Raw genomic sequence first — 26,835 nt, forward strand, 5'->3', positions numbered from 1 at the left:
GCCGCTGTGTGTGCGCGGAGCCCGGCCCCGGCCCGCCCGGGCGGGGCCCGGCCGAGCGCTGGCGCCGTCCCGTGCCAGGTCGGAGGTGACCCGCGAGACAGCCCACCCGCCGCGCCCCGCATAAGCTGACACCGTCCGTCCCCCGTCGCCGCGCAGCGGCGAGCGCACCCGAGGAGCCGCACTCCGCGATGGTCCAGTCCCAGCCCCCGCACCCGCCCGAACCGTCCTCCGGCCAATCCTCGCTCCCGGGGGACGAGACCCCCGCCTACCCGCTGGGCCTGCGGCTGGCCGGGCGCCGCGTGGTCGTGGTCGGCGGCGGGGCCGTCGCCCAGCGGCGACTGCCCGCGCTGCTGACGGCGGGGGCCCGGGTCGCGCTGATAGCCCCGTCCGTCACCCCGTCCGTCGAGGCGATGGCCACCGCGGGCGAACTGACCTGGGAGCGCCGCCGCTACCGCGCGGGCGACGTCGAGGGCGCCTGGTACGTGCTGGTGGCGACGGACGATCCGGAGGCGAACGCGCTGGTGTCGGCAGAGGCCGAGGAGCGCCGGATCTGGTGCGTCCGCAGCGACGACGCCGAGGCGGCCACCGCCTGGACGCCCGCCACCGGCCGGGCGGGCGGCGTGACCGTCTCCGTGCTCACCTCCGGTCTCGCCGACCGGAACCCGCAGCGCTCGGCGGCCGTCCGGGACGCGGTGGTGGAGGGCCTGCGGGACGGCTCGCTCAGCGCCTCCCGGCACCGGCCACACGGCGGGGGAGTGGCCCTGGTGGGTGGCGGCCCCGGCGACCCCGACCTGATCACCGTGCGGGGACGGCGGCTGCTCTCCGAGGCGGACGTGGTGGTCGCCGACCGGCTCGGCCCCCGCGACCTGCTGGACGAACTGCCCCCGCACGTCGAGGTGGTGGACGCGGCGAAGATCCCGTACGGGCGGGCGATGGCGCAGGACGCCATCAACCGGGTGCTGGTCGAGCACGCCCGGGCGGGTCGCTTCGTGGTCCGGCTCAAGGGCGGCGACCCGTTCGTCTTCGGCCGGGGTATGGAGGAGGCCGAGCAACTGGCCAGCGAGGGGGTGGCGGTCACCGTCGTCCCGGGTATCAGCAGCTCCGTGAGCGTTCCGGCCGCCGTCGGCATCCCGGTCACCCACCGGGGCGTGGCGCACGAGTTCACCGTCGTCAGCGGGCACGTTCCGCCGGGCGACGCGCGGTCGCTGGCCGACTGGGCCGCGCTGGCCCGGCTGCGCGGAACGCTCGTCCTGCTGATGGCCGTGCGGAACATCGGGGCCATCGCCGAGGCGCTGATCAGCCACGGGCGGGCGCCGGACACCCCGGTCGCCGTCATCCAGGAGGGCACCACCGCCACCGAGCGGCGGGTCGACGCCACCCTCGCGGACGTCGCCGCCCGGGTCAGCGAGGAGGGCGTGCGCCCCCCGGCCGTCATCGTGATCGGCGCGGTGGTCACCGTCGGCGGCGCCGCCCCCAGCGCGGGCGGTGCCCGGTCTGACGCGGACCCCGCCCCGTGACCGGCCACCCGGGCCGCCGCCCCGCCCGGGGCACGCTCCGCCGGTCCGCCCCGCCCCGGACGCGCGCCGGGCGGGCCCGGAGGGCCGCCGTCCGTGGCTGACCTCATCACCGTCGACGACCCGGACGACCCCCGGCTCGCGGACTACACCCGGCTCACCGACGTGGCGCTGCGGCGGCGCCGCGAGCCCGCCGAGGGGCTCTTCATCGCCGAGGGCGAGAAGGTCATCCGCCGTGCCCGGCAGGCCGGTTACCGGATGCGCTCGATGCTGCTCTCCGAGAAGTGGACCGAGGCGATGGCGGACGTACTGGCCGAGGACCCGGCCCCGGCCTACCTCGTCGCCCCGGAGCTGGCCGAGCGGGTCACCGGCTACCACGTACACCGGGGTGCCCTGGCCTCCATGGCCCGCGAACCCCTCCCCGCCCCGGGGCGGTTGCTGGCCGACGCCGGTCACCAGCCCACGGCGCGCGAGCCGGGCGAGAGCGTTCCGCGCCGATCGAGGATCGCCGTCCTTGAGGACTTCGTCGATCACACGAACGTGGGCGCGGTCTTCCGGGCGGCCGCCGCGCTGGGGGTGGACGCCGTGCTGGTGACGCCCCGCTGCGCGGATCCGCTCTACCGGCGATCCGTCAAGGTCTCGATGGGTACGGTGTTCCAGGTGCCGTGGACCCGGATCGAGGGGTGGCCGGACAGCGTCGACGCGCTGCGGGAAGCCGGCTATGTCGTCGCGGGCATGACCCTGGGGCAGGGGGCGATCACCCTGGACCAGCTGGTCGCCGAGGACCACGTGCGGCTCGCGCTGGTGTTCGGCGCCGAGGGGCACGGCCTGACCCCGGCGGCCGACCGGCGGCTCGACCAGCGCGTGACGATCCCGATGACGCACGGGGTCGACTCGCTCAACGTCGCGGCGTCCTCGGCCGTCGCCTTCTACGCGACGAGATCGCGGACCGGCGCGTAGCCGCACGACCCTGCCCACGCTGCCCCAGCCGTCCGCGCCGCCCAAGTCGCCCGCGCGGACCGGGGGTGGGCGGGCGGCCGTTCGACCGGTGTGCAACCGCGAGGCGGCCGGAGCTGGCGTGGGGCGGACGGCGGCACAGCCCGCGTGACGTGGCGAGACGGTGTCCGCCGCGCGGCGGCGGGGGTGGCCCCGGCGGGCGGCGTGCGGCTCCACCCGGGCCCGTCCGCAACTGCGCCCGCGGATCCGGCGTCGTCCCTGACGGCTGGGCGGTCGCCCGGCGATCACCGTCACGGAAAGCGAGGCCCATGTGACCGTGTCCGTCGAGTGTGCTGGCCCCGGCCCCCGTCCAGACGAGCCGCCCGCGCCGGACGGGGTGCGCTCCTTCGACGACCTGGTCCACCGCCTCAGAGCCCTGCGCGCCTGGGCGGGGCTCTCGTTCCGGGAGCTGCACCGGCTGATCGTCGCCACCCGAAGGCGGCGCGGGGTGGCGGAACTCCCCTCCCTGGACGCGGTCTACCGCTGCTTCCGGCCTGGACGGGCGCGTATGGACGTGGAGTTGGTCTGCGACGCCGTGCGGGTCCTGCTGGGCCAGGCGTCGGGGGTGACCGCCTGGCGGCAGGCGTGCCTGGTGGCCGCGGGCAGCGCGAGCGAGGCGTCCATCGTCACCGTCGCCACCGAACTGCCCGGCGACGGTGGGTACTTCGTCGCCCGGGACGCGGAGCTGTCCCGGCTCACCGGACTCGGCGCCGCCGTGGCGGACGCCGGGGCGCGGCCCGTCGTCGCCGTGGTGGAGGGCATGGCCGGGGTCGGGAAGACCCGCCTGGCGGTGCGGGCCGCGCACCGGCTGGTGGCCGAGGCGGGCTGCGACTTCCCGGTCTGGGTGAACCTGCGCGGCTTCGACGCCGACCGGGCGCCCGCCGACCCCGCCGCCGTCCTCGACGAACTCCTCCGGCTCCTGGGCGTGTCCGGCGGCCGGACCGCCGGGCTGAACCTGGCGCGCCGGGCCGCGAAGTGCCGCGAACTGCTGGCCGGACGGCGGCCGTTGGTAGTGCTGGACAACGCCGGCGGCGACGACCAGGTGCTGCCGCTGATCCTCGGCTGCTCCGGCGGGGCCGTCCTGGTGACCAGCCGGCAGCACCTGGCGTCCGTCCCGGCGGTGGAGCGGATCGAGCTGGGCGCCTTCGACCGCCGTGCCTCGGTCGCGCTGTTCCGCGAGGTCCTGGGCGACGAACGGGTGGACGCCGAGGCCGAGTCGGTGGGCCGGATCGCCGAGGCCGTCGGCCGACTCCCGCTCGCCCTCGGACTGGTGGCGGCCCGGGCCCAGTCGGCGTCCGGCTGGTCCCTCGCCGACCACCTGGGCAGGCTGGAGGAGCGCCACGGCCACCTGCACCTCGACACCGGGATCGACCTCGCCTTCGCCGCCTCCTACGAGCAGTTGACCGACGGGGCCCGGAGCATGCTCCACCTGCTCGGACTGCACCCGGGCTCCGCCTTCGACGTCTTCGCGGCGGCGGCCCTCGGCGGTGTCGGACTCCCGGAGGCCCGGGCCCAGTTGGCGGAGCTGGCCGCCGCCCACCTCGTCCAGGACGCCGGGCGGGACCGCTTCGAGTTCCACGACCTGGTGCGCATCTTCGCCGCGGCCAGGGCGACCGACAACTGCCCACGGACGCGGCGGGAAGAGGCCCTCACCCGGCTGTTCGACGCGTACCGGTACACCGCCATGGTGGCGATGGACGTGTTCGCGCCGCACGACATCCAGCGCCGGGTGCGCGTGCCCGAACCCGGTGTCGTCACACCGCGGTTCACGGACGAGCACGCCGCGCGCGACTGGCTGGAGCGGGAGCGCGCGAACCTCGTCTCCGTCGCGTTCACCGCGGTCGGGCACGGACTGCCGGGCCACGCCGTCGAGTTGGCGGACATCCTCTTCTACTTCCTGGTTCCGGCCGCGTACTACCAGGACGCGGAGCGCCTGTTCACGCTCGCCTGCCAGCACGCGGAGCCCGCCGCCCTGGGGGCGGCCCTCAGCGGGCTGGGGATCGCCACCTGGCGGCAGGGCCGCCACACCGAGGCGCTGGAGATCTTCGACCGGTCGGTCCGCGCGCACCGGGAGAACGGGGACCGCGGCGAGGAGGCCCGCGACCTGTGCAACAGCGGCTCCATCCACTCCCTGTTGGGCCGGGACGAGGAGGCGCTCCGCCTCCAGCGGCGCGCCCTGGAGATCGACCGCTCGACCGGGAACCGCACCGGCGAACTGTTCTCCGTCGGCAACCTCGGCATCACCTGCCGCCGGATGCGCCGGTACGACGAGGCGATGGAGTACTTCGAGGAACTCCACCTGATCTCCCGCGAGGTCGGCTACCGCCACGGCGAAGGGGTCGCGCTCAGCGGCGTCGGCGGGGTCCTGGCCGATCTGGGGCGCCACCGGGAGGCCGTGGAGCGGCACCGGAGCGCGCTGGAGATCGCCGACGAGATGGGCGCGCGCGGCCGGCAGCGCATCGGGTACAACGACCTCGCCGAATCCCTGTGCGCCCTGGGCCGGTTGGAGGAGGCCGCCGACGGCTACCGGACGGCGCTGGACATCGGCCCGGGCGCGGGCGACCCCTGCGAGGAGGCCCGCGCGCACGAGGGGCTGGCCCGGTGCGCGGCGGCGGCCGGGGAGTTGGCGGCGGTGCGGGAGCACCGGGCGCGTGCGGCCTCGCTGTGCGAACTGCTGGACCCCGCGCGGATCGGGCCCCAACTCCTGCCCCCGGCGGGCGAGGAGAAGGTCGGCGACCGGCAGCGCTGAGCGCGGTGTTCCACGCTGTCCCGGTCGTGGCGGGGTACGGGGGACCGCCGTCCGCTTTCGCCGAACGCCCCTCGGACACACGGGAGTTGGGCGGCGCGTCCGGAGTGCGGGGCGGTGCCGCGGAACCGCGCGCGGCGGGGTCCGGACCCGGGGGTGGCCCCCACCGGTCACCCGGCCGCCCCGGAGGGCGCGGAGGCGGTGGTCCGGACGGCGGCGCGGCGGTCCGGGGCTTCCCCGTCACGGGTGAACCCGAAGCCCCGGACCCGCTGGCGCCGTGCCGTGGACTACGCCTTGAACTTCATCCGGTCGCAGGTGTTCTTCTTGACCTTGCCGTTGTCCTGGAGGCAGACCGTGAGGTACGCCGTCCGGCCGTCGCGGATCTTGATGTACTTCTGGTCCATGGAGCCCTCACCGGACGCCGTGATGACCGGCTTGTACTTCCACTCGCCGTTCTTCCGGTACTTCACCCGGGCCCAGGCGCTCTTGTAGTCCCCGTCCGTGTCCTCGACGGAGTACCGCTTGTCGCCGTAGTGCCAGCAGGCCTTGCCGCCGTTCTGCCTGCCGTCGTTGTTGGTGCTGACGCACTTCCGGTCGGCCGCCTGGGCCTCCGGAGCGTTGACGGCCGCCAGTCCGCTCAGGAGGATTCCCGCGCCCAGGACCGCGGCGACGCTCCTCCTGCCGCGCTGGACGCCGGTGGTCGCGGGCGGTGCCGCGGCGAACGTGACCATGGTGACTCCCTTGTGAGGTGGGATCCGGCCCCGGTTCCCGTGGGAGACGGGGCCGGCCGATGCGCGATCAGCATCACCGTCCGGGCACCGCCGCGGCGACGATCCCGGACGAAACCAAACACCCGAGGCCGCGTCGACCCTCCCGTCAGGAGACCGCCGCGACAACCGGCCCCGGCGCGACGCACCACGGCGGGACGGCCGCGTCGAGCCGCCCTCAGCCGCCGATCCGCCCGTGGCCAGAACGACCGCCGCACCGACCGCCCGGACGCGGGCGACCGGCACCGAGACAGCCACGCGCCACCGGACAGGGGCCGGACGCGGGGATGGTGACCGCGTGGGGCCACCGGCGTGCCCTGGACTCCGAAGCGCTCCCCACGGGAGCGTCATCGACCGCGCCTCGCGCCCACCCGCCCCGGACGGCGGCGCTGTCGACGCCCGGTCCCCGGCGTAGCCGGGTGCCCGCCGCCCGCCGGTGACCGTGGGGGACGGCGCGCGTCAGCCGGGGGCTAGCGCGCGGTACCGCTGCCCGGCACCGCACCGGCTCCCGGCTCCGCCGGGCCGCGGGCGCCCGCGGCCCCGGAGGCCGCGTCCGCCCGCGGGGCGTCCCCGTCCACGGGGCGCTCCGCGGGTACGGGAACCGGCCGGAGTCCCAGGCCACGGCCCGGCCCTTGGCAGCCCTGCGCGGCGGCGATCCCCAGCGCGACGAGCAGCGTCACCGTGACGAAGACGATCAGCCGCTGCCGCAGGAGCCGCCGGTTCGGGCCGGGCCGCCGGGCCCCGGAACGGGTCTGCTGGCGGCCCGCCCCCCGCCGTCCGGTGTTCGTCCGGGACGGGGCGGTCGCGCCCCCGCGTGAGCGGGCGCCGCCGTGCGGGGCGTTCCGGGCCGTACCCCGGGAGGAGCCCGCGCCGGTGCGCGAGGACGCCGTCCGCGAGGGCGAGGTACGGGGCGAGGAGGCGTGCGGGGAGCTCGGCACCGCCTCCCCGCTGCGCTCCGTGTGTTCCGGCTGCCGGGCACGCGCGGCGGACCGCGCCGCCTGCTGGCGGTCGGCGTCCGGCAGCCCGCGCGCCTCCCGGGCGGCGATCTCCTTCAGCCGCAGGGAGAGCTGCACCGTGCTGGGGCGTTCCTCCGGCGCCTTGGCGAGGCACGCCTGGACGAGCGGGGCCAGCGCCGCGTGCACGGCGTCCAGCTGCGGCTCCTCGTGCACCACGCGATAGAGCATCACCTCCGAACTGCCCTGCCCGAAGGGGGAGTCGGCGGTAGCCGCGTAGGCCAGCGTGGCGCCCAGCGCGAAGACGTCCGTGGCGGGGGTGACGGCGGCGCCCCGCACCTGCTCGGGCGCGAGGAAACCGGGGGAGCCGACCGCCGTGCCCACGTGGGTGAGGGTGCTCGCACCGGTCGCCCAGGCGATGCCGAAGTCGATGATGCGCGGGCCCTTGGGCGACAGCAGGATGTTGGACGGCTTGAGGTCCCGGTGCACCACCCCCGCCTCGTGGACCGCGACCAGGCCCTCCGCGAGCGCGGCGCCGATCGAGGCGGCCCGGGCGGCCGACAGCGGGCCGTGCTCGGTGACCTTGTCGTGCAGGGAGGGGCCCGGTACGTACTGCGTCGCGAACCACGGCCGGTCCGCGTCCAGATCGGCCGCGACCAGCCGGGCCGTGCAGCCGCCACGGATCCGGCGGGCGGCGGACACCTCCCGCGCGAAGCGCGAGCGGAACTCCTGGTCCTCCGCGAGGTCCGGGCGGATCACCTTGAGCGCCACCCGCTGGCCCCGGCGGTCCGAGCCCAGGTAGACCACGCCCATCCCCCCGGCCCCCAGCCGCCGGTGCAGCCGGAACGAGCCGACGACTCGCGGGTCCTCGCGCCGGAGCCGCATCATCGCCATGTCCGTTCCTCTGCCTCCGGTGCCCAGGACCCGCCCCGTCGCCCGGTCCCTTCTGACGAGCACAGCTTACGGACTGCCGTTGCCCGCCGACGAGAGGCCGCGCACGCCGCCACAGACGGATTGTCAGAATTCGGCGGAGCCCCCGCAGATGACGTGGCGACGGATCCGACGGGTTCCCCGTTTCCTCCCGGTGCTCCCTCCAGGAGATATCAACCTCCCGTGTACGGCCGGTTATTGACTGACCGTCCGGACATCCCTGTGCGGTGTGTCCCCACCGCCCGGGGAAGCGTCCGCCCCGCGCTCCGCCCCCGGCCGGACGGCGGTTCGTGGACCCGTCACCGCGCCCCGCGCGGAGCGCGCGACGTGAGCGAACTCACCCGTGCCCGGCGCTCTCGCGCCGCCCCGAACCGGTGCCCCTTACTCGGGTTGCCCCGGCCCGCCCACGGGCCGTCCCGCCGGTCGCGGGGTGGGAGGGAGCGGGCGCTGGGCGGGGCGGGAGGGAACGTGGGGCGTTCGTCAGCGGGGCCGTGCCGTGGGGAACCGGCGGGGGAGCGCCGTCCCCGGGACGGCCTCCGGCACACCCGGCCCTCACCTACCCTCGGCCCCCGGAGCCGCGAACCGCGAGGGAGTTGGGGGCGACCGCCGGGAGCCGGAGGGAGGTGGCCGGCCAGTCGGGGTGGTGCCGGTCGGGTGGGCCGGGGCGCGCCTTCCGCCCGCCTCTCGCACACCGGACGACCGGGCGCGATCCGTCCCCGCTCCGGGACGTGGGGCCGCCGGACGTGGTGCCGCGCGCCCACCCGTCAGAGGTGGGATAGGCCGTGGGGAGACACCTCAGGGCCTAGCTCCACCCAGAGTAGTAGCTGGGGCTACCCGGGGTCATCCTGCGGGAGGCCACCGAGCCGGTACGCGGGCATGAGGCCACCAACCCCCCACGCGCCTACTGTTGGATCAAGCGGCGGGCGCAGCACTCGTCCCCCGAGGTCAGACGTCCGCCGCCCACACGAGGGGAGCGTGACCATGGCGCACACGGTGGGGCGCACGGCACTTCGGGCGCAGGAGCGACTGGCGGCACTGGCCGCCGTCGGTGTCCGCCCGGGTGGCCGACGGCACCCGCTGGTCGCGGCGCTCATGGTGCTCCCGCTGGCCGCCGTGCTCGCCTTCGTCTTCGGAGGCGTGGGAGCGGTGGCCGAACAGGCGTCGTCCGTGGCCAGGACGCTGGGGCACTGAGTGCCCCGGGCTCGGTAGAGCGGACCGAGTCGGGGACATCTGGCCGAAACAGCCCCGTGGGGACGGGGGTGCGGCGGACGGCATGGAGCCCGGGCAGCTGGGGAGCTGCCCGGGCTTCGAACGTCTCCCGGGTCACGCGACACCGGCTCGACGGCGACATGGGCGGGCGAGGGTGGAACGGCCCCGGAACGCCTCAGAACGCACTGCGGCCCCGGCCGAAGCCGGGGCCGAGGTGGTGGACGATACTGGGATTGAACCAGTGACCTCTTCCGTGTCAGGGAAGCGCTCTCCCGCTGAGCTAATCGTCCGGGCGGTGAGGAACACCGCTCGGTGAACACGCGTGCGCGGTACTGGGATTGAACCAGTGACCTCTTCCGTGTCAGGGAAGCGCTCTCCCGCTGAGCTAACCGCGCGGGGCCCGAAGGCCGGTGGACGATACTGGGATTGAACCAGTGACCTCTTCCGTGTCAGGGAAGCGCTCTCCCGCTGAGCTAATCGTCCGAGGTGGAGACGGGATTTGAACCCGTGTAGACGGCTTTGCAGGCCGTTGCCTCGCCTCTCGGCCACTCCACCATGGCGGGGATCCGGGAACCCCCTCCGAGCGGACGACGAGATTCGAACTCGCGACCCTCACCTTGGCAAGGTGATGCTCTACCAGCTGAGCTACGTCCGCATGAGCCTGGCTCGGGCTGTGCTCGAAAGCCGCCCTCCGCTGACCCGCCGCCGCGCTGGGCGACGGGTTGAACTGTAGCGGATTCTGGGGCCAGCTCAAATTCGTTTGCGTAACGTGGCTGTTCAGCGGCGCCTGGACCCCGGCCCCGCCCCTTCGGGGACCCTCGCCGGGTTCGGCGGGGCCCTCGTCACCGCCCCTGGAGCCTCCCGCGACCCGGCCGCGCCGGACCCCTCCGGCTGGTGTGGGGTGGTGGCGGCCCCGTCGAGAGCCCGCCGCCGGGAGCACCGGGATCACCCGGGTCTCGGCCTGGCACGGGAGGGCACACGGGAGGGGGAGGAGCGGAGCTGAAGGCGGTCCGGCCGCTCGGGGTAGCGTCGGGGGAGACGGGACGAGCGGGCGCTCCGGGGAGACCGGCGAACACGACGGGGCACCCGGCCGGGGTGAGGCCCACCGGCCGCCGAAGGCGGCGACCGGGGTACGGACAGCACGTGGAGGCTGAAGTGAAGATCTGGGTCGACGGCGGTCTGCGGGACGCGGGCAGCGCCAACATCTCCGTACTCGACCACGGCCTGACCGTCGGGGACGGCGTGTTCGAGTCACTGAAGACGGTCAACGGCGTCCCCTTCGCCCTGACCCGGCACCTGGACCGGCTCGTCAGCTCGGCGCGCGGCCTGGGTCTGCCAGACCCCGACACCGACGAGGTGCGCCGGGCGTGCGCCGCCGTCGCGGAGGCCAACCCCACGCCGCTCGGACGGCTCCGGATCACCTACACCGGCGGCATCTCCCCGCTCGGCTCGGACCGGGGCGAGGCCGGGCCCACCCTGGTCGTGGCGCTCGGCGAGGTCTCCCGTCGGGCGGACACCACCTCGGTGATCACCGTGCCGTGGACCCGCAACGAGCGCGGCGCGCTGACCGGCCTGAAGACCACCTCGTACGCCGAGAACGTGGTCGCGCTCGCCCGGGCCCGCCAGCGGGGCGCCGGTGAGGCGCTGTTCGCCAACACCAGGGGACGGCTCTGCGAGGGGACCGGATCGAACGTCTTCGTGGTCCTCCGCGGCGAGCTGCACACCCCGCCGGTGGAGTCGGGCTGCCTCGCGGGCATCACCCGCGCCCTGGCCGTGGAGTGGACGGGGGCCCGGGAGACGGACCTCCCGCTGGAGGTGCTCGACGAGGCCGAGGAGGTCTTCCTGACCTCCACCCTCCGGGATATCCAGCCCGTCCAGCGGATCGACGGGCGGCTGCTGCCGGAGGCTCCGGGCCCGGTCACGGCCAAGGCGATGCGGCAGTTCGAGGAGCGGGCCGCGGCCGACCCCGACCCCCGCTGACCGGAAACCGGATGCCCCGACCCGGTCCTCGGGGGTAGAACGTCCCGGTGACCACGACACTGCGCCCCGCGGGCCCCGAGGAGCGCGCTGAGGACGGCGGCCGCTCCCGCACGTACGACATCCGGGTCAACAGCCGACGAGTCGGTTCCGTGCGCCTGCGCGCGGTCCCGGGGCCCGGAGGACCACCCGGGGCCACGCCGGAGTCGCGCGGCACCGGTGTCCCGGCGGCCGTCGGCCGCGTCGAGGAACTGCGCGTCGAGCCGGGGGAGCGGCGGCGCGGCCGGGCCACGGTCGCGCTGCTCGCGGCCGAGGAGATCCTGCGTGGCTGGGGCTGCGCCCGCGCCGAGGCGGGAGTGGCGGAGGAGGCGGCGGCGGGGCTCGCCCTGGCCTCCGCCCTCGGGTACCGGGAGTACAGCCGCCACCTGGTCAAGGAGGTGTCCGGCGCCCCCGAGCCGCCCGCCTCCCGCGCGGTACGCCCCATGGACGAGGCGGACTTCGGGCGCTGGCGGGTCCGCGACCGGGTGGAACTGGAGCGGCTGCTCACCGGGGAGGGCCTGTCCCCGGAGGAGGCCGCGCGGAAGGCCGACGCCTCCTACCGCTCCCTCCTCCCGGAGGGTTCCGCGACACCCGGCGCGGTGCTGTCGGTCCTGTCCGTCGACGGTGAGGACGTGGGGACGCTCTGGGTGGTCCCGCGGGGCCGCTCGCCCCGGCCGGACACCGAGGGCTGGGTCTACGCGGTCGAGGTCTTCGAGGAACGCCGGGGCCGGGGCCACGGCCGGGAGCTGATGCTGGCGGCCGAACGGGCCTGTGTGGCGGCCGGATCCGGGACGCTCGGCCTGAACGTCCACGCGGGCAACGTGCCCGCGCACCGGCTGTACGCGGGACTCGGCTACCGTCCGGTCGAACGCCACCTGCGCAAGCGGCTGGCCTGATCCGGCGCCTGGCTCGATCCGGCGGCGGGGCGGCTCAGCCCAGCAGACGGTCGGCGATCTCGGCGACGCGCTCGCGCAGCCCCTCCTGGCTCTTCCCGCCGTCCAGCCGCTCCCCGCCGATCACGTAGGTGGGGGTGCCGGTCACACCCAGCGCACGGCCCTCCGCCTGGTCGGCGTCGACTACCAGCAGGTGCCTGCCGTCGAACAGGGCCGTCTCGAACTCGGCGGTGTCCAGGCCGAGTTCACCGGCCACCTCGATCAGCAGGGGCTCGCCGCGGCGGCCCAGCTCACGGGTGCGGCCGAGCAGCGCGGTCACGTACGCCTCGCCGCCGCCCTGGGCGTACGCCTCCTCGGCGGCCTGCGCCGCCGCGTACGCCTGCTGGTGCCGTTCCAGCGGGAAGTGCCGGATTCTGATCTCCAGCCGGTCCGCGTACCGTTCGCGCAGCGCGCGCACGTCGTCCTGCGCGCGGTGGCAGTCGGGGCACTGGAGGTCGGTCCAGACGTCGAGCACGGGTCGGGAGGCAGCTTCGCTCATGGCGCCAGTCTCTCAGCACCGGCGCGGAGCGTGGCCGGGTGCCCACCACCCCGAGATCTCCCTGAGGCGGGGCCCCGGACGTGGCCGATCGGGCGGCCGGGAGTGCAGGATGGAGAGATGCTCACCACGACCGTCTGCGCGGCTCTCTCCGCGGCCGGCCTGGCCGTCGCCTTTCTGACGGCCTGGCGCCGGCGCTTCGTCCCCGCCCTGCGTATCGCCGCCTTCTCGCTGCTGCCCGTCGGCCTGGCCCTCGCGGGCCTGGTCACCCTGGGCGGCAAGATCGGGAGGGCGGTCGGTGGCTGGGCCGCCGACCTGGTGTTCAAGCCCTCGGTGTGGACCGGCTTCGGGGTGCTCGCCTGCGCGGTGGTGCTCTACGTCCTGGCCCGCTTCCTCGGGGGTCGCCCGGGCGCGGCCGAGCGCCGCCCGGAGGGCGCGGGAGCGGGTGGGGGCTCCGGCACGCGTGCCCCCGCGGTCGGTACCGGTTCGCCCGCGCGGGGAGCCAAGCCCGGGAAGGGTTCCGCCTCGGGCGGGGGAGAGGCGGAAGACTTCTCCGACATCGAGGCGATCCTCAGGAAACACGGCATCTGAGGCCGCGCCGCGGCACCGTTGTCGCGAGTGAACTCCTCGCGGAAGAGGGCGTGTTGAGGTCAGTCGAGGCGATGGCGTGCGTCATCATCGCGGCGAGATGGAGACCACGCAGCCCTATCCCCAGCCCCAGCTCGACGAGCCCCCGGCCCCGTCGGCGCCGACCCTCCCTCCGGCCGCTCCGCCGGAGTCACCCCTTCCCGAACCCCGGGGATGCCTCTACGCCCTGTCCCAGCCGCCGCTGATGCTGTTCCTCACGGTGATCGCGGCCCTGCTCGGGCTCACCTCGGTGCACGATCTCCTGCTCTGACGGTGCCCTCGTCCCGCGGCTCCGGGGCGGCTTCCGCGCGCCGTCCCTCCGGCTCGGCCAACTCGCGGCGCCGGGCCCGGTAGGCGGCCACGTGCAGACGGTTGCCGCAGGTACGGCTGTCGCAGTAGCGGCGGGAGCGGTTGCGGGAGAGGTCGATGAAGGCCCGGCCGCAGTCCGGCGCCCCGCAGCGCCGCAGCCGGTCCCGCTCCCCGGCGACGACGATGAAGGCCAGCGCCATGCCGCCGTCGGCGGCGAGGTGCTGGGCGACGGTGGCGTCCGGGGCGAAGTAGTGGACGTGCCAGTCGTAGCCGTCGTGGTCGGTGAGCTGTGGGGTCGTCCCCGCCTCCGCGACCAGGTCGTTCAGCAGCCCGGCGGCCGTGCGGGTGTCGGTGGCCTCGAAGATGCGGGTGAAGGTGTCGCGTACCGCGCGGACCCCGCTCAGATCCTGTTCGCCGAGCGTCGACCCGACCCCGCTCACGTTGTTGCGCTCCAGATAGGAGTGGAGGTCGGCGCTGGTGACGAGGGTGTCCGGAGAGCTGCCGTCCGCCGCGGTGTTGAGCAGGTCGACCACATAGTCGAGTGCGCAGCGGGTGTCGTGGTTGATCTGCACGGGGTCGCTCCAGCCGTCTCTCTCCGGGGAACGGTCCGCCTCCGTGGGGGACCGGCGGCGGTGCTGGTGCCCCACCGCGCGGCCGAAGGTGGTACGGGACCGATGCCGAGAGAGCCTAACCGCTCACACGCGCGAGGGCGCCGTCCCCGCGCGGTCGCGCGGGGACGGCGCCCTCGTCCCAAGACCCCGTCCGTGTCGTGCGCCGCCCGCCGCGGCGTCCGCGCGAGGTGCGCGGGCGCCACCGCGGCGGCGGACCCGCAGCCGTCGCCCCGAGTCGGACGGCTGTGGTGGACTGCCGGTCTCAGCTCTCCGCGAGGATGTGTGAGAGCTCGGTGTCGAGGTCGAAGTGACGGTGCTCGGTTCCGGGCGGGACCGCCGCGTCGGTCCGTTTCAGGAAGGACTCCAGTGCCCGCGCGGGGGCCTCCAGCAGCGCCTCGCCCTCCGGGGAGCTGAGAGCGATACAGGCGACTCCCTGACCGTGGCTGCGGGACGGCCAGACCCGTACGTCGCCGGTACCCGTCGGCCTGTGCAGCCCCTCGGCCAGCAGGTCACGGGCGAACACCCACTCCACCGTCTCCTCCGCTCCGGTGTGAAAGGTGGCGTGCACGGCGTAGGGGTCACTGGTGTCGTACCGCAGGCCCGCCGGAACAGGCAGCGATGACTCGCTCGAAACAACGAGGCGCAGGTGCAGCTCACAGCTGACCGTAGTGTTCATAAGCGCCAGGGCCTTTCGCTCAGTGTGCGCTCGGGGATTCGCACGTCGGCGAAATCGACATGCCACCTACGGGACGGTTGTAAACCCCTCTGACCGATTTACGAAGGATCGGATCGTTCAGGTGGGGCAGTAGCAATTGTGGAAGTGCGGCCATTCCGGTGAACGCGGGTCGAGGTCGCGAGTCGGGTACGGTGAGTCACATGAGCACGGCTAACGGGGAGAGCGGGGAGGGTACTCCGAAACCCTTCGTGTCCAGGGCGCCACGGTACGTACAGGCTTCTCCGGCGCTGCATTTCAGCTGGCGCGTCGGTGTCTTCGTCGTCGGATTGCTGGTCGTGGTGGGTGGCGTCATCATGCTGCCGCTGCCCGGTCCGGGGTGGCTGGTCATCTTCGGGGGCATGGCGCTCTGGGCGACCGAGTTCGCCTGGGCCCACGGGGTGCTCCGCTGGACGAAGGGCAAGGTCAGCGAGGGGACAGCCTGGTTCAGGGAGCGCCGGGAGCGCCGCCGCGCGGCGCGGCGCCGCGAAGGCGCCTGAGTCCGGCCGTCGTCGGATGCCCGATCTCGCGTGAGTCAACTCGCTTGTGACGGTGAGTAGTTCGCACACGGCGTTACCAACGTGGGGCGAGCGTGGGGGAGTTCGGGAGTGTCGGGGGTGCGCGACGGCTCGTGCCGGACCGGGCGCGCCGGACGTCCCGACGTTCAGGCTGGGTTGCGGCCTCCGTGCGTGGCCGGTGCGGTGGGGGCCGGCGGTGGCGCGTTCGCCCCGCGCGCCGTCACGCGGTCCGTCACTCCGGCTCTCCTCGCCCCAACACGCCCGTGGGGACGCGGTGTTGGGGGTGCGGGGTGGTGCGGGAGCGCGGGGCACGACCAGGTGCCGTCGCCCTCGCGTCGGACGGCGCGGTGGAGGTCGCGGTGTGCTCCCCGCTGGCGCGGTGGGTGGGGGCGCCCGCGCATTCCCCGGCGGCGGGCACATTCGTTCCCGGCCGCTCGGGCACATTCGTTCCCGCCTGTGTGTTCCGTGCACGGAAGACGTGCCAGTCGTCCCCGGGCGGCCGCCGGGAGGGGAATTCAGCGGAGCGCGCTCCGCGTTTCCGACGGAATTCTCGGCGCGTTTCCTGACGCCCCACCCAAGTGCCTGTTGATTAACCGCTCATGCGGCCTCGCCCGGTACGCGGAAAAGACGGCGGAAAGGATACGCGGCGTCAGCCGCATTTCCTGGCGAGGGTGTTCACCGGCGCCGCCGCACCCCGGTCGCGTATCCGTTCCGTGGATGCTCCACTGGCGGTGCCCCGGTCGCCGGGTGGGGGAGGACCCCGAGGTGGACACATGATCGTCAGGATGCGGTAGTGTGTGCGGCGCACCCGGGCGATTAGCTCAGCGGGAGAGCGCTTCGTTCACACCGAAGAGGTCACTGGTTCGAACCCAGTATCGCCCACCACCCACCGGGACCCGAAGGCCAGCGGCCTTCGGGTCCCGGTTCTCGTGTGCCTCCTCCGGGACCTTCGGGCCGGCGGGCGCGGAGTGGGCGCCGATTTTCCCCCGGCGCGGTGGCGCGCCTTCGCGGGCTCCCGACGGCCCCGCCGTGTCCCGGCCCGTACGGAACCCGGGACGGGGGATACCGCCAGGCCCACGGGGAACCCGCGTCCGGGAGACGGCCGGGCCAGCCGCCGTGGAGCGGCGCGCGCCGTGGCGGGGAACGCCACCCTGGCGGCGCCCGGTCAGGAAGCCGCGCACCGGGAGGACGCCGTGGGCCCGAGGAGGACGCCGCGGGCGGTGGCGGGCGACCGCCACCGCTACCGCTTCCGGCAGGTCTGGCCGCTCGCCGCGTCTCCCGGCCGGGTCTACGCGGTGCTGGAGCGGGCCGCCGCGTATCCGTCCTGGTGGCCGCAGGTGCGGGCGGTGCGGGCCGACGGCTGGGGCGGCGCCGCGCGGTTCCGGTCGCTGCTGCCCTACGTGCTGCGGATCGACGCGGTCCCGAGCCGCTGGGACCCGGTGGCGCGGGTTCTGGAGATCCGGATGAGCGGGGACCTCGTGGGGTGGGCCCGGTGGACGGTGCTGCCCGGCGGCCCCGGGGCCGTCCTGCTCTTCGAGCAACGCGTCGAACTGCGGAAACGCTCACTGCGCTGGGCCGGGCCGCTGGCCAGACCGCTGCTGACGGCCAACCACGCCTGGATGATGCGCGCCGGGCGGAAGGGCCTGCGGCGGGTGCTGGAAAGCGGTTTGGATGATGCGTGAGCCGCGGGGTATGGTTCTGCCCTGCCACGGCGCGTACGACATACGCCGGGTGGCCCGGGTGATTAGCTCAGTGGGAGAGCGCTTCGTTCACACCGAAGAGGTCACTGGTTCGAACCCAGTATCACCCACCCCGCACAACGAGGGGCCGGTCCTCAGGACCGGCCCCTCGTTCTGTCTGCGCCCACCCGGGCGGGTGCGTCGCGTCATGCCAACTCGCGCCGTACCGGAGGGGCTTGGGATCGGGGCGGGCCGGACCCGGCTGGTTCGGGCCGTCCGCGCGGGCGGGTCGTCAGAGCGGAGGGGCGGTCGCCGGTTCCGTGTCGCGCAGCGGCCAGGCCGGGGTGGGCCGTGCCGCTCCCTCGCCGGGCGTGGTGGCGAGGCCGCGCGTCTGCGCGCCGAACCAGACGGCCTGGAGCGAGTGCAGCTCGGCGGGGGTGAGCGAGGCGAGCCGGGGAGCGAAGCGGCGGCCGAGGGCGCGCACGACCTCCAGCGCCGCCCGCGCCCGCCCCGCGGGGTCGGTGGTGCGAGGCGGCGTCACCCCGTACTGGACGCAGAGCGTGTCCAGGACGCGGGGGCCGGTCCGGCCGCGGTCGAGGTGCCGGTCGAGGACGAGCGGGTCCAGCACGTGGAGTGGGGAGCCGAGGTGCCCGGTGAGCCCGCTGCCGTCGCGGCGTCGTAACTCCCGGTCGAGCAGGGTCAGTTCGTGGGGCGCGTCCATCAGGACCACGGGGGTGCCCGCCGTGGCCCGCGCGCCGAGACAGCGGACGAGGTCCCGTACCGCCGCTTCCGCGGTGCCGTCCCGTCCCACTCCGCCGTCCGGGGCGGCCACCAGCCGCCAGGGCAGCGTACTGACCGGGTCCCCGGGGGCGGACTGCGTGACGAGGGCCGCGGAGTGGATCTCGTCCGGACGCTCCGGCGCGCCTCCGCCCTCCCGCGCGGACCGCCGCCCGCGCACGGCGAGCGCGGCCAGCGGTGCCTCGTACCACGGCGTGCGCTGTTCCATTCCCGTCAACCCCCCGACTGTCGCCGCTCGTTCCCCGGTGCCCGCCGCTCGTCGCCCGGCGCGGCGGGTCGGGCGGCCGATGTCCGCGGCGGTCCGGCCGCCTCGCTCCGGGACCGGTCGCGGCACGCGTGCCATCCCCTCGCGGACGGGCTCCGCCGGCCGGAGCGCCAGACTCCGGGTGGTCCCGGGGCCGTGCCGCCGAGCGCCACCGTGGCCCGCGCCACCGCCCGATCGTCTCCGCTGGCGCCGTCACCGGGCACCCCGGAGCCACCCCAGCCGCGCCCGTTTGGGCATCCTCCGGCACGGTGAGGAGAAAGGGCGTGGACGGGCCGGATACGAAGACCCAGATGCCAGACACCGAGGTCGGCGACGCCGAGGGTGCACCCGAGAGCGACGCGGTCCACTGGAGACGGCTGATACCCGACGGCAACAGCGCCGCCGCTCACCGGGCACGCCAGAAGCTGGCCGGAGCGGCGCGGGACATGGTGCGCGCCGGGGCGCTGGCCGCGTACGCGGGAGGCGGTTTCCACGGCGCGCGGAACGAGGAACGCGTGGCGGCGCTCCTGGAGTCGGTGACCTTCGTGGAGACCACGGACCAGGCGCGGGGCGGACGCCGCCTGACCGCGCTCGCCCCGGCCGGGCCGCCGGGGCGCCGGGTGGCCGCCGCCCTGCACCGCGCGTTGCGCGCCACCCGTGAGGCGGTCACCCACTACCAGCGCACCGCCTCGATGGACGGCTTCGGCAGCGCCGCGGAGCACGGCGCCTCCCAGGAGCTGACCGAGGCGCTGTGCCAGTTGCTCCGTGGAACCGAGGGGGCGCGGGTCTCGGTCGCCTGGTCGCGGGCGGCGGGTCCGCCGGAGGGCACGGTGACGCGCCCGCCCGCCGTGCCGTTCGGGCCGGCCGACGTGGTGGCGCTGGGCCGGGCCGGACGGTGGTACGTCGACCGGGAGCCGTCCGTCGCGGTGCGGCTGGTCGGCTCGGTGGTGCGGCTGCGGCGGGCCGAGCCCGACGGCGCGGGGGCGGTGCGGATGCGGGTGCTGGCCGGGGCGGAGGTGTCCCAGGTACGGGCGCGGCTCCCGGCCACCGACTACCGCACGGCGGTCCACGCCCACCTCGCCGGTCTGCCGCTGAGCGTGGCCGGGACGCTGGAGAGCCGGGGCGGGTTCCGGAGGCTGACCGGGGCGCGGGAGGTGCGGCCGGTGCTGGCCGGGGACGAGGCGCGGGAGAGGCTGGTGACCACGTTGCGCGAGGGGCTCGCGGACTTCGAGGGCCTGGTCGGCGCGTCCGGTGCGAGCGGGGCGGCCGCCCGGAGGCCGCCCCGTTGAACCGCGCCCGGGCCCGCGCCGGAGGCGTCCGTCGGGCGTGGGGCGGGGGAGGGCCCGGGCCCGGCTCCGCTTCGCGGCGCGGGCCCCCGGCTCGGTACGATTCTGGACGGCCGACGCTCGTCGGACCGCCCAGACCCACGTCAGGAGAGACCGGTGGCAGATGTCCGTGTGACCATCCAACGCGATTCTGAGCGGGAAGAGCGCGTGGTGACGACGGGCACTACGGCCGCCGGGCTCTTCGAGGGCGACCGCGCGGTCGTGGCGGCCCGGATCGGGGGCCAGCTGCGCGACCTCGCCTGCCCGCTCGCCGACGGGGATGAGGTCGAGCCCGTCGAGATCACCAGCCAGGACGGACTGGACATCCTGCGGCACTCCACCGCGCACGTGCTGGCCCAGGCCGTGCAGGAGCTGTTCCCGGAGGCGAAGCTCGGCATCGGCCCGCCCATCAGGGACGGCTTCTACTACGACTTCGACGTGGCCGAGCCGTTCACGCCGGAGGATCTCAAGCGTCTGGAGAAGCGGATGCAGCAGATCCAGAAGCAGGGACAGCTCTTCTCCCGCCGGGTCACCACTGACGAGGACGCCCGCGCCGAGCTGGCCGACGAGCCGTACAAGCTGGAGCTGATCGGCCTCAAGGGGGCCGCGGGGGACGCGGCCGAGGGGGCCGAGGCCGAGGTCGGCGCCGGTGAGCTCACGATCTACGACAACCTGGACGCGAAGTCCGGCGACCTGTGCTGGCGGGACCTGTGCCGTGGCCCGCACCTGCCGACCACCCGGCACATCCCGGCGTTCCGGCTGATGCGCTCGGCCGCCGCCTACTGGCGCGGCAGCGAGAAGAACAAGCAGCTCCAACGGGTCTACGGGACGGCCTGGCCGACCAAGGAGGAGCTGAAGGCCCACCTGGACTTCCTCGCCGAGGCCGAGAAGCGGGACCACCGCAGGCTCGGGCAGGAACTCGACCTCTTCTCCGTGCCGGACGAACTCGGCTCCGGGCTGGCCGTCTTCCACCCCAAGGGCGGGGTGGTGCGCAAGGTGATGGAGGACTACTCGCGCCGGCGGCACGAGGAGTCCGGGTACGACTTCGTCAACACCCCGCACATCACGAAGACCAAGCTGTTCGAGACCTCCGGGCACCTGCCGAACTACGCCGAGTCCATGTTCCCGCCCATGGAGCTCGACGGGCAGGAGTACATGCTCAAGGCGATGAACTGCCCGATGCACAACCTGATCTTCCGGTCGCGGGGCCGCTCGTACCGCGAACTGCCCCTGCGGCTCTTCGAGTTCGGCACCGTCTACCGCTACGAGAAGTCCGGTGTGGTGCACGGGCTCACCCGGGCCCGCGGGTTCACCCAGGACGACTCGCACATCTACTGCACCAAGGAGCAGATGCCGGAGGAGCTGGACAGCCTCCTGACCTTCGTGCTCGACCTGCTGCGCGACTACGGCCTGACCGACTTCGAACTCGAACTCTCCACCAGGGACCCGGAGTCGGACAAGTTCCTGGGTGGGGAGGCCGAGTGGGAGGAGGCCACCGAGGCGCTGCGCCAGGCCGCCGCCAAGCAGGACCTGCCGCTCGTCCCCGACCCGGGCGGCGCCGCGTTCTACGGACCGAAGATCTCCGTGCAGGCCAAGGACGCCATCGGCCGGAGCTGGCAGATGTCCACGATCCAGGTCGACTTCCAGCAGCCCGCCCGCTTCGGCCTGGAGTACACCGCGGCGGACGGCTCCCGCCAGCAGCCCGTGATGATCCACCGCGCGCTGTTCGGCAGCATCGAGCGGTTCTTCGCCGTGCTGCTGGAGCACTACGCGGGCGCCTTCCCGGCGTGGCTGGCCCCGGTGCAGGCCCTCGGTATCCCGATCGGGGACGACCATGTGCCGTACCTGGCGGAGTTCGCCGCCGAGGCCAGGGCACGTGGTCTGCGGGTGGAGGTCGACTCCTCCAGCGACCGGATGCAGAAGAAGATCAGGAACGCGCAGAAGGCGAAGATCCCCTTCATGGTCATCGCCGGTGACGAGGACGTGGCCAACGGAGCGGTCAGCTTCCGCTACCGGGACGGCAGCCAGAAGAACGGCATCCCCCGCGAGGAGGCGCTGCGCGAGATCGCCGACGTGGTCGAGCGCCGCGTCCAGGTCTGAACCGCCCGCCCCCGCCCGCCCCCTGGGGGTTCGGGCGGGGGCGGTTCGCCGGGCGGCGGCCCACGCCCGCCCGCCGGTGCCCCGCTCCCGCTCTGCGCCCCTGATCGTGCCGGGGCCGCCGGACGCATATGCTGGGCCGCATGACGAGCGAGCCGGAGCAGCAGATCGGGGTGGGGTCGCCGGACGCGTTCCAGCGGCTGTGGACGCCGCACCGCATGGCGTACATCCAGGGCGAGAACAAGCCGACCGGCCCCGGCCAGGACGGCTGCCCGTTCTGCACCATCCCGGCCAAGTCCGACGAGGACGGGCTGGTCCTCGCGCGGGGCGAGCAGGTCTACGCGGTGCTCAACCTCTACCCGTACACCGGGGGGCACCTGATGGTGGTCCCCTATCGTCATCTGGCCGACTACACCGAGCTGAACGAGGCGGAGACCGCCGAACTCGGGCTTCTCACCAAGCGGGCGATGGCGGCGCTGCGCGCCGCGTCCGGGGCCCAGGGCTTCAACATCGGGATGAACCAGGGCACGGTCGCGGGCGCCGGTATCGCGGCCCACCTCCACCAGCACGTGGTGCCGCGCTGGGGCGGGGACACCAACTTCATGCCGGTGGTGGGGCATACCCGGGTGCTGCCCCAACTCCTCGCGGACACCCGGGCGATGATCGCCGCCGCCTGGCCCGCCGACTGAACGGAGCCGCCACCGCGCCCCGTCCGCCCGGCTCCGCCCCTACGCCGGGGCGCGGCGTCAACTCCGCCCGGGGAGGCGTTCGTTCGGCTCGGACGTCGGGTGGGGCAACGTGCCGTGGGTCAACGTCCCGATGGGCGGCCGGTGTTCGGTGGCCCCGGTGTGCGACGTCCGGGGCCCGGGAGGCGACGGCCTCTCGGGCCCCGGGCACGTGTCACGCCGCCGCGGACGGTCAGGCGTCGTAGGCGTCCGCCTTCCTGGGCTCGGCCGCCTGCACCTGACCGCTGAGCGAGAGCGAGCGGTTGCCGAACTGCTCGGTGTCGCAGCCGTTCTCCTTCAGCACGCGGATCGCCGCCGCGTGCACCACCCGGAGTACGGGCGTGGCGGCGCGCAGCGCGTCGTCCGCCATGAAGCGGTGCCGCCACGGTTTGTCCGCCCAGGTGTGGCGGAGGCCGAACGGCTCCGGCAGACTCAGCTTGCCGCCGAGGAAGTCCAGCACCGGCGGGAACCAGGTGAAGGGGGCGCGGGCGGCCAGCCGGACCACCTCACTGGTTTCCACCAGGGGGAGTGAGATCTCCTTGGTCTCCCAGAACCTGACGCTCTTGGAGACCTCCTTCTTCTTCGCCTTCGGCTTCGTGGTGAACAGCGGGTGCACCGGGCCGAGCGCGTGGCCGGTGACCTCGATCCGCAGGGTGTGGTGCAGGACCGTCACCGTGATCAGCAGCGTGATGACCAACTGGCCGTCCCAGAGCACGAACTGCACGCCCAGATAGTGCCGGTTACCGCTGCCGAACTGCTGCTCGTTGCAGATCCGCTGTATCTCGAAGTCCCGGATGCGGTAGCCCTCGACCTCCTGACCGTCCGGCCTGGACACCTCCTTCGCGCCCTCCCCGACCGGCGCGACCACCCAGTGCCGGATGGACGGGGTGGGGAAGCCGCCGGTGTGCAGCGGACCACGCTCCAGCATGCGGAGCTGGTCGTGGATCCCGCGCACCACGTCCCAGCTGCGGAACGGGTTGATCTCCTCACCGGCCTTGGCGGGCACCAGTTCCTCGGCCATCTGCCAGCTGCCCCAGCGGGTGCCCATCCCGAGTATCCCCTTCGGGCCCGCGTAGAAGACGAGGTTGCTGGCCTGCTCGGCGGAGAGCTTCGCCAGCCCGAGCCGGATCCGCTCGGCGCCCGCGTCGTTCGGGTCCTGCGGCACCGCCTCGGGGATCTTGGCCCCCACACCGCCGCCCCCGCCCAGCAGGCTCTCCCAGCGGCTGCGGAGCCCCTGCGCGTAGGACTCGCAGATGCGCTTCGCCCAGAACCAGCCGATCACCGGCGCCACCAGCATCACCCGCAGGTAGACGCCCCAGAAGCCGGGCACCGGCATCTTCAGCACGAAGAGCACCGCCAGCGCGCCCAGCGCCAGCATCGCCGCCATGCCCAGCGCCCCGGCGCGCTTGTCCTGGGAGCCCGCGATGGTGCGGCGCAGCTGGAAGGCGAGCAGCCACAGCAGCACGCCGGGCAGGAACAGCAGCCCGAAGAGGACCATCACCACCGTCAGCCGTGAGTCCCGCGCCTTGCGCAGGCCGGTGGCGGCGAGACAGTGCTCGACCACGGTCTGCGGCTCGATGCCGAAGGACTGGATGAGCGGCTTCCGGGCCCCGCCCAGCATCCGGCTCTGTACCGCCCGCGAGAACGCCTCACCCAGATTGGGCTCGAAGAGCGAGAGCTTGGGCTTCTTCACCGAGGCGTCCTCGTTGGCGCCGATCAGATCGGTGAGGGCGCCGTCCCGGTAGGCGGCGGAGGCCAGCGCCTGAGTGGCGGCGGTGCCGCCGCTCGCGCCGGTGAGCGGGATCTGGGCGCCGGGGCTGAAGTCGGCCGGGGCCTCGGTCGCACTGCTCAGGTCGTCGAATCCGGCCACAGGGCCCCCACTTCACCATCCGGTTTGCGAACGCGCGCGCCCGACCCCGGCTGCTTTCCCAACGGCGGTGATCGGCACACCTCTTGGGCCAGCGTAGTAGCGATCAGCCACCGCCCTCCGCCGCTTCCAGGATCTTCGCGGCCCGCTGGGAGGGCATCGGCTCGTGGTGGGCGTACCGCCGGGCGAACGCGCCGGTCCCGTGCGACATCGAGCGTAGGTCGACGGCGTACCGCCCCACCTCGATCTCGGGCACCCGGGCCCGCACCAGGGTGGCGCCTCCGGGCGTCTGCTCGGTGCCCAGCACCCGGCCCCGGCGGCTGGAGAGGTCGCTCATCACCGCGCCCACGAACGCGTCGTCCACCGTCACCCGTAACTCGGCCACCGGCTCCAGCAGATGGAGACGCCCCCGGTCGGCGCACTCGCGCAGCGCGAGCGCCCCCGCGGTCTGGAAGGCGGCGTCCGAGGAGTCCACCGGGTGCGCCTTTCCGTCGAGCAGGGTGACGCGCACGTCGACCAGCGGGTATCCGGCGGCGACCCCGCGGGCGGCCTGCGCCCGCACCCCCTTCTCGACGGACGGGATGAACTGGCGCGGCACCGCGCCGCCCACCACCCGGTCGACGAACTCCACCCCCGCGCCCTCGGGCAGCGGTTCCACGGTGATCTCGCAGATCGCGAACTGCCCGTGCCCGCCGGACTGTTTGACCAGACGGCCACGGCCGGAGGCGGCGCAGGCGAAGGTCTCACGCAGCGGCACCCGGTGCTCCACCACGTCCACCCGCACGCCCCAGCGGCCGCGCAGTCGCTCCAGCGCCACGTCCCGGTGCGCCTCACCGAGACACCAGAGCACCAGTTGACGGGTGTCCCGGTTCTGCTCCAGGCGCATCGTCGGGTCCTCCGCGACGAGCCGGGCGAGACCCTGGGAGAGCTTGTCCTCGTCCGTCCTGCCGTGTGCCTCGACCGCCACGGGCAGCAGCGGGTCGGGTAGCGTCCAGGGCTCCATCAGCAGCGGGGCCGCGCGGGAGGAGAGAGTGTCGCCGGTCTCGGCGGTCGTCAGCCTGGCCACACAGACCACCTCGCCCGCGATGGCCCGGGATACCGGACGCTGCTGACGGCCGAACGGCACGGAGAGCGCGCCGACGCGCTCGTCCACCTCGCGCGCGCCCGCCGCCCGGCCCCGCTCACCCCCGCCGTGCCCGGTGACGCGCACGGCGTCGTCCGGCCGCAGCGTGCCGGAGAAGACCCGCACCAGGGAGAGCCGACCCACGTACGGGTCCGAGAAGGTGCGCACCACCTCGGCGGCGAGCGGCCCCGCCGGATCGCAGGAGAGCGCCGGGACCTCCGCGCCGTCGGGGGCCGTCACCACGGGGATCGGCCGCTCCCCGGGCGTCGGGAAGCCCCCGGTGATCAGCTCCAGCAGTTCGGGGCCGCCCAGCCCGTACCGGGCCCCCTCGGCCGGGGGCGCGGCGGCCAGCACCGGATGGAAGACGCCGCGCGCGACCGCCTTCTCCACACCGGCGACCAGCGTCGGCAGTTCGCACTCCTCGCCCCCGAGGTACCGCTCCATCAGGGACTCGTCCTCGCTCTCCGCGATGATGCCCTCGATCAGCCGGTTCCTGGCCTCCTCCACCAGCGGCGCCAGCCCGGGCTCCGGTTCGCGCTCGACGCGGCCGCCGGAGGAGTAGTCGAAGACCCGCTGGGAGAGCAGTCCCAGCAGCGCCCCGGGCGGCGTGCCGCCACCCGCCGCCCGGGCCCCATCCGGGGAGGCGCCCGCCGGGCCGCCGGCGGGCAGCGGGAGGTAGAGCGGGATGACGGCGTCCGGGTCCTCGCCGCCGAAGGCGTCCTGGCACTCCGCGCACAGCTCCCCGAACTCCGCGCGCGCGGTGTCGAGATGGGTGAGCACGATGGCCCGGGGCATCCCGACAGCCGCGCACTCCGCCCAGATCGCCCGGGTGGCGCCGTCCACGCCGCCGGCCGCCGAGACGACGAGGAGGGCCGCGTCCGCCGCCCGCAGCCCGGCCCGTAACTCGCCCACGAAGTCGGCGTATCCCGGGGTGTCGATCAGGTTGATCCGGACGCTGTCCCACTCGACCGGCACCAGCGACAGCTGGACGGAGCGGCCCTGCCGACGCTCGATCTCGTCGTGGTCGGAGAGGGATCCGCCGTCCTCGACCCGGCCCGCCCTGGTGATCGCGCCGCTCGCCAGCGCCAGCGCCTCCACCAGGGTGGTCTTCCCCGCGCCGGTGTGGCCGACCAGCACCACGTTCCGCACCGCCGAGGGCGCGGAGGGGGGATCGGCCGCCGTCGCCCCGCGGGCGGCTCCGGACCGTGCGCTCGCCTTCTCGCCCATGTGCCCCGCCTTCCGGTCGGTACCTGTGGACTCGGTTCCCGGGCAGAGGTCGCGGGCCCGGGACACGTGCTCGGGCCAGGGGTCGTGAGGACCTGGATTATCGAGCTTCGCACCGCTCCCCGGGCGCGTCCATACGTCGTACACGGCGCTCGGGCGGGCCGCGGTGGCGCGGCGGGGCCTACCGTTCCGCGGCCCCGTCCCACGGGCTCCGGCGCGGCTCCCGCACGGATTCCGGGCGGCGCCGCGCGCCGTGGCCCGCCGCGTCGGCGCCCGGCTGGCCGGGACGTTTCGGTCCCGGTGCGCGGTGCCCGGAGGGGGCGCGGCCGGTTCGCTCCCGCCCCCGGCGGCGCGACTACGATGGGTCAGCCGGTGGCCGGACCGCCATCCGGCTCGCTTCGACCCGGGACGACGACC

At 74.6% G+C, this 26,835-nt stretch carries 20 protein-coding genes, 7 tRNA genes and 1 pseudogene; 15 read left to right on the plus strand and 13 right to left on the minus strand.

All coding sequences use genetic code 11. The annotated features are described in order from the left end of the window. Nucleotides 1-188: 188 nt before the first annotated feature. The 3 genes from cobA to E0L36_RS07575 all read left to right on the plus strand — a co-directional run bounded on the left by cobA (nt 189) and on the right by E0L36_RS07575 (nt 5,259). On the plus strand, nt 189-1,517 hold the full coding sequence (cobA, locus tag E0L36_RS07565) for a uroporphyrinogen-III C-methyltransferase (protein WP_180928033.1): 1,329 nt from the start codon (nt 189-191) through the stop codon (nt 1,515-1,517). Between the two features lie 93 nt (nt 1,518-1,610). Then, the gene (locus E0L36_RS07570; protein WP_180928034.1) at nt 1,611-2,474 is read left to right on the plus strand and encodes an RNA methyltransferase; all 864 of its coding nucleotides are present in this window, start codon (nt 1,611-1,613) and stop codon (nt 2,472-2,474) included. A gap of 313 nt (nt 2,475-2,787) precedes the next feature. After that, nucleotides 2,788-5,259 carry a tetratricopeptide repeat protein gene (locus E0L36_RS07575; protein WP_180928035.1) on the plus strand — a complete coding sequence of 824 codons (2,472 nt, stop codon included), beginning with the start codon at nt 2,788-2,790 and terminating at the stop codon, nt 5,257-5,259. Nucleotides 5,260-5,543: 284 nt separating this feature from the next. Here E0L36_RS07575 and E0L36_RS07580 read toward each other — a convergent pair whose 3' ends face one another. Together E0L36_RS07580 and E0L36_RS07585 are read right to left on the minus strand one after the other, a co-directional pair. Beyond that, a complete protein-coding gene (locus E0L36_RS07580) occupies nt 5,544-5,987 on the minus strand; it encodes a hypothetical protein (protein ID WP_180928036.1) in 444 nt (147 codons plus the stop codon). Between the two features lie 506 nt (nt 5,988-6,493). Continuing rightward, the gene (locus tag E0L36_RS07585; protein ID WP_180928037.1) at nt 6,494-7,870 is read right to left on the minus strand and encodes a serine/threonine-protein kinase; all 1,377 of its coding nucleotides are present in this window, start codon (nt 7,868-7,870) and stop codon (nt 6,494-6,496) included. A gap of 1,017 nt (nt 7,871-8,887) precedes the next feature. Between E0L36_RS07585 and E0L36_RS07590 the strand changes: the two genes are divergently transcribed. Then, nucleotides 8,888-9,097, plus strand: a complete 210-nt coding sequence (locus E0L36_RS07590) for a hypothetical protein (protein ID WP_180928038.1) — start codon at nt 8,888-8,890, stop codon at nt 9,095-9,097. Between the two features lie 233 nt (nt 9,098-9,330). On the opposite strand, the gene E0L36_RS07595 is transcribed toward E0L36_RS07590, so the two are convergent. From E0L36_RS07595 to E0L36_RS07615, 5 genes are all read right to left on the minus strand, one after another. Beyond that, a tRNA-Val gene (locus E0L36_RS07595) sits at nt 9,331-9,405 on the minus strand. Nucleotides 9,406-9,438: 33 nt separating this feature from the next. Next, a tRNA-Val gene (locus tag E0L36_RS07600) sits at nt 9,439-9,510 on the minus strand. 16 nt (nt 9,511-9,526) lie between these two features. Next, nucleotides 9,527-9,598, minus strand: a tRNA-Val gene (locus E0L36_RS07605). 1 nt (nt 9,599) lies between these two features. Further along, a tRNA-Cys gene (locus E0L36_RS07610) sits at nt 9,600-9,670 on the minus strand. Between the two features lie 27 nt (nt 9,671-9,697). After that, nucleotides 9,698-9,770 (minus strand) — tRNA-Gly (locus E0L36_RS07615). A 500-nt stretch (nt 9,771-10,270) separates the two neighbouring features. On the opposite strand from E0L36_RS07615, the gene E0L36_RS07620 reads away from it, so the two are divergent. Both E0L36_RS07620 and E0L36_RS07625 read left to right on the plus strand, forming a co-directional pair. Continuing rightward, a complete protein-coding gene (locus E0L36_RS07620; protein ID WP_180928670.1) occupies nt 10,271-11,095 on the plus strand; it encodes an aminotransferase class IV in 825 nt (274 codons plus the stop codon). 47 nt (nt 11,096-11,142) lie between these two features. Then, entirely contained in the window at nt 11,143-12,027 is an 885-nt protein-coding gene (locus E0L36_RS07625; RefSeq protein WP_180928039.1) for a GNAT family N-acetyltransferase, read from the plus strand. A 34-nt stretch (nt 12,028-12,061) separates the two neighbouring features. Here E0L36_RS07625 and E0L36_RS07630 read toward each other — a convergent pair whose 3' ends face one another. Then, nucleotides 12,062-12,562: a DsbA family protein gene (locus E0L36_RS07630; RefSeq protein WP_180928040.1), complete on the minus strand. Its 501-nt coding sequence runs from the start codon at nt 12,560-12,562 to the stop codon at nt 12,062-12,064. Nucleotides 12,563-12,679: 117 nt separating this feature from the next. On the opposite strand from E0L36_RS07630, the gene E0L36_RS07635 reads away from it, so the two are divergent. Next, a complete protein-coding gene (locus tag E0L36_RS07635) occupies nt 12,680-13,150 on the plus strand; it encodes a hypothetical protein (RefSeq protein ID WP_180928041.1) in 471 nt (156 codons plus the stop codon). A 76-nt stretch (nt 13,151-13,226) separates the two neighbouring features. After that, nucleotides 13,227-13,457 (plus strand): hypothetical protein, encoded by a 231-nt coding sequence (locus E0L36_RS07640; protein WP_374705494.1) that lies wholly within the window; start codon nt 13,227-13,229, stop codon nt 13,455-13,457. Here the strand turns inward: E0L36_RS07640 and E0L36_RS07645 are convergent. Further along, nucleotides 13,429-14,067 carry a CGNR zinc finger domain-containing protein gene (locus tag E0L36_RS07645; protein WP_180928043.1) on the minus strand — a complete coding sequence of 213 codons (639 nt, stop codon included), beginning with the start codon at nt 14,065-14,067 and terminating at the stop codon, nt 13,429-13,431. The two genes, E0L36_RS07640 and E0L36_RS07645, sit on opposite strands and share 29 nt — an antisense overlap. Nucleotides 14,068-14,368: 301 nt before the next feature. Beyond that, nucleotides 14,369-14,782 (minus strand): SsgA family sporulation/cell division regulator, encoded by a 414-nt coding sequence (locus E0L36_RS07650; RefSeq protein ID WP_180928044.1) that lies wholly within the window; start codon nt 14,780-14,782, stop codon nt 14,369-14,371. Nucleotides 14,783-14,982: 200 nt separating this feature from the next. On the opposite strand from E0L36_RS07650, the pseudogene E0L36_RS07655 reads away from it, so the two are divergent. From E0L36_RS07655 to E0L36_RS07670, 4 genes and pseudogenes are all read left to right on the plus strand, one after another. Beyond that, nucleotides 14,983-15,291: pseudogene (locus E0L36_RS07655) on the plus strand (TIGR02611 family protein); the annotation flags it as partial. An 855-nt stretch (nt 15,292-16,146) separates the two neighbouring features. Continuing rightward, a tRNA-Val gene (locus tag E0L36_RS07660) sits at nt 16,147-16,221 on the plus strand. Between the two features lie 248 nt (nt 16,222-16,469). Further along, nucleotides 16,470-17,018, plus strand: a complete 549-nt coding sequence (locus E0L36_RS07665) for an SRPBCC family protein (RefSeq protein WP_180928046.1) — start codon at nt 16,470-16,472, stop codon at nt 17,016-17,018. Between the two features lie 56 nt (nt 17,019-17,074). After that, nucleotides 17,075-17,146 (plus strand) — tRNA-Val (locus E0L36_RS07670). A gap of 161 nt (nt 17,147-17,307) precedes the next feature. On the opposite strand, the gene E0L36_RS07675 is transcribed toward E0L36_RS07670, so the two are convergent. Beyond that, nucleotides 17,308-18,021, minus strand: coding sequence for a 3'-5' exonuclease (locus tag E0L36_RS07675; protein ID WP_180928047.1), 714 nt, complete (start codon nt 18,019-18,021; stop codon nt 17,308-17,310). Between the two features lie 347 nt (nt 18,022-18,368). Here E0L36_RS07675 and E0L36_RS07680 point away from each other — a divergent pair, with 347 nt between their 5' ends. From E0L36_RS07680 to E0L36_RS07690, 3 genes are all read left to right on the plus strand, one after another. After that, nucleotides 18,369-19,346 (plus strand): hypothetical protein, encoded by a 978-nt coding sequence (locus E0L36_RS07680; RefSeq protein WP_180928048.1) that lies wholly within the window; start codon nt 18,369-18,371, stop codon nt 19,344-19,346. A 153-nt stretch (nt 19,347-19,499) separates the two neighbouring features. Further along, the gene (gene thrS / locus E0L36_RS07685; protein WP_180928049.1) at nt 19,500-21,482 is read left to right on the plus strand and encodes a threonine--tRNA ligase; all 1,983 of its coding nucleotides are present in this window, start codon (nt 19,500-19,502) and stop codon (nt 21,480-21,482) included. Between the two features lie 128 nt (nt 21,483-21,610). Then, a complete protein-coding gene (locus E0L36_RS07690; protein WP_180928050.1) occupies nt 21,611-22,168 on the plus strand; it encodes an HIT domain-containing protein in 558 nt (185 codons plus the stop codon). Between the two features lie 229 nt (nt 22,169-22,397). On the opposite strand, the gene E0L36_RS07695 is transcribed toward E0L36_RS07690, so the two are convergent. Next, nucleotides 22,398-24,074 (minus strand): hypothetical protein, encoded by a 1,677-nt coding sequence (locus tag E0L36_RS07695; RefSeq protein WP_180928051.1) that lies wholly within the window; start codon nt 24,072-24,074, stop codon nt 22,398-22,400. Between the two features lie 103 nt (nt 24,075-24,177). Further along, nucleotides 24,178-26,421: an elongation factor G-like protein EF-G2 gene (locus E0L36_RS07700; RefSeq protein WP_180928052.1), complete on the minus strand. Its 2,244-nt coding sequence runs from the start codon at nt 26,419-26,421 to the stop codon at nt 24,178-24,180. Nucleotides 26,422-26,835: the final 414 nt, after the last annotated feature.

Source organism: Streptomyces sp. AJS327, from assembly GCF_013450295.1.
Taxonomy (GTDB): domain Bacteria; phylum Actinomycetota; class Actinomycetes; order Streptomycetales; family Streptomycetaceae; genus Streptomyces.

Bases quoted from the DNA above. Each gene is read 5' to 3' on its own strand.
- E0L36_RS07585 (WP_180928037.1), bottom strand. From the start codon at position 7,870: ATGGCGATGATGCGGCTCCGGCGCGAGGACCCGCGAGTCGTCGGCTCG.
- E0L36_RS07675 (WP_180928047.1), bottom strand. From the start codon at position 18,021: ATGGAACAGCGCACGCCGTGGTACGAGGCACCGCTGGCCGCGCTCGCC.
- E0L36_RS07650 (WP_180928044.1), bottom strand. From the start codon at position 14,782: ATGAACACTACGGTCAGCTGTGAGCTGCACCTGCGCCTCGTTGTTTCG.
- E0L36_RS07590 (WP_180928038.1), top strand. From the start codon at position 8,888: ATGGCGCACACGGTGGGGCGCACGGCACTTCGGGCGCAGGAGCGACTG.
- E0L36_RS07690 (WP_180928050.1), top strand. From the start codon at position 21,611: ATGCTGGGCCGCATGACGAGCGAGCCGGAGCAGCAGATCGGGGTGGGG.
- E0L36_RS07680 (WP_180928048.1), top strand. From the start codon at position 18,369: ATGCCAGACACCGAGGTCGGCGACGCCGAGGGTGCACCCGAGAGCGAC.
- cobA (WP_180928033.1), top strand. From the start codon at position 189: ATGGTCCAGTCCCAGCCCCCGCACCCGCCCGAACCGTCCTCCGGCCAA.
- E0L36_RS07635 (WP_180928041.1), top strand. From the start codon at position 12,680: ATGCTCACCACGACCGTCTGCGCGGCTCTCTCCGCGGCCGGCCTGGCC.
- E0L36_RS07700 (WP_180928052.1), bottom strand. From the start codon at position 26,421: ATGGGCGAGAAGGCGAGCGCACGGTCCGGAGCCGCCCGCGGGGCGACG.
- E0L36_RS07630 (WP_180928040.1), bottom strand. From the start codon at position 12,562: ATGAGCGAAGCTGCCTCCCGACCCGTGCTCGACGTCTGGACCGACCTC.
- E0L36_RS07580 (WP_180928036.1), bottom strand. From the start codon at position 5,987: ATGGTCACGTTCGCCGCGGCACCGCCCGCGACCACCGGCGTCCAGCGC.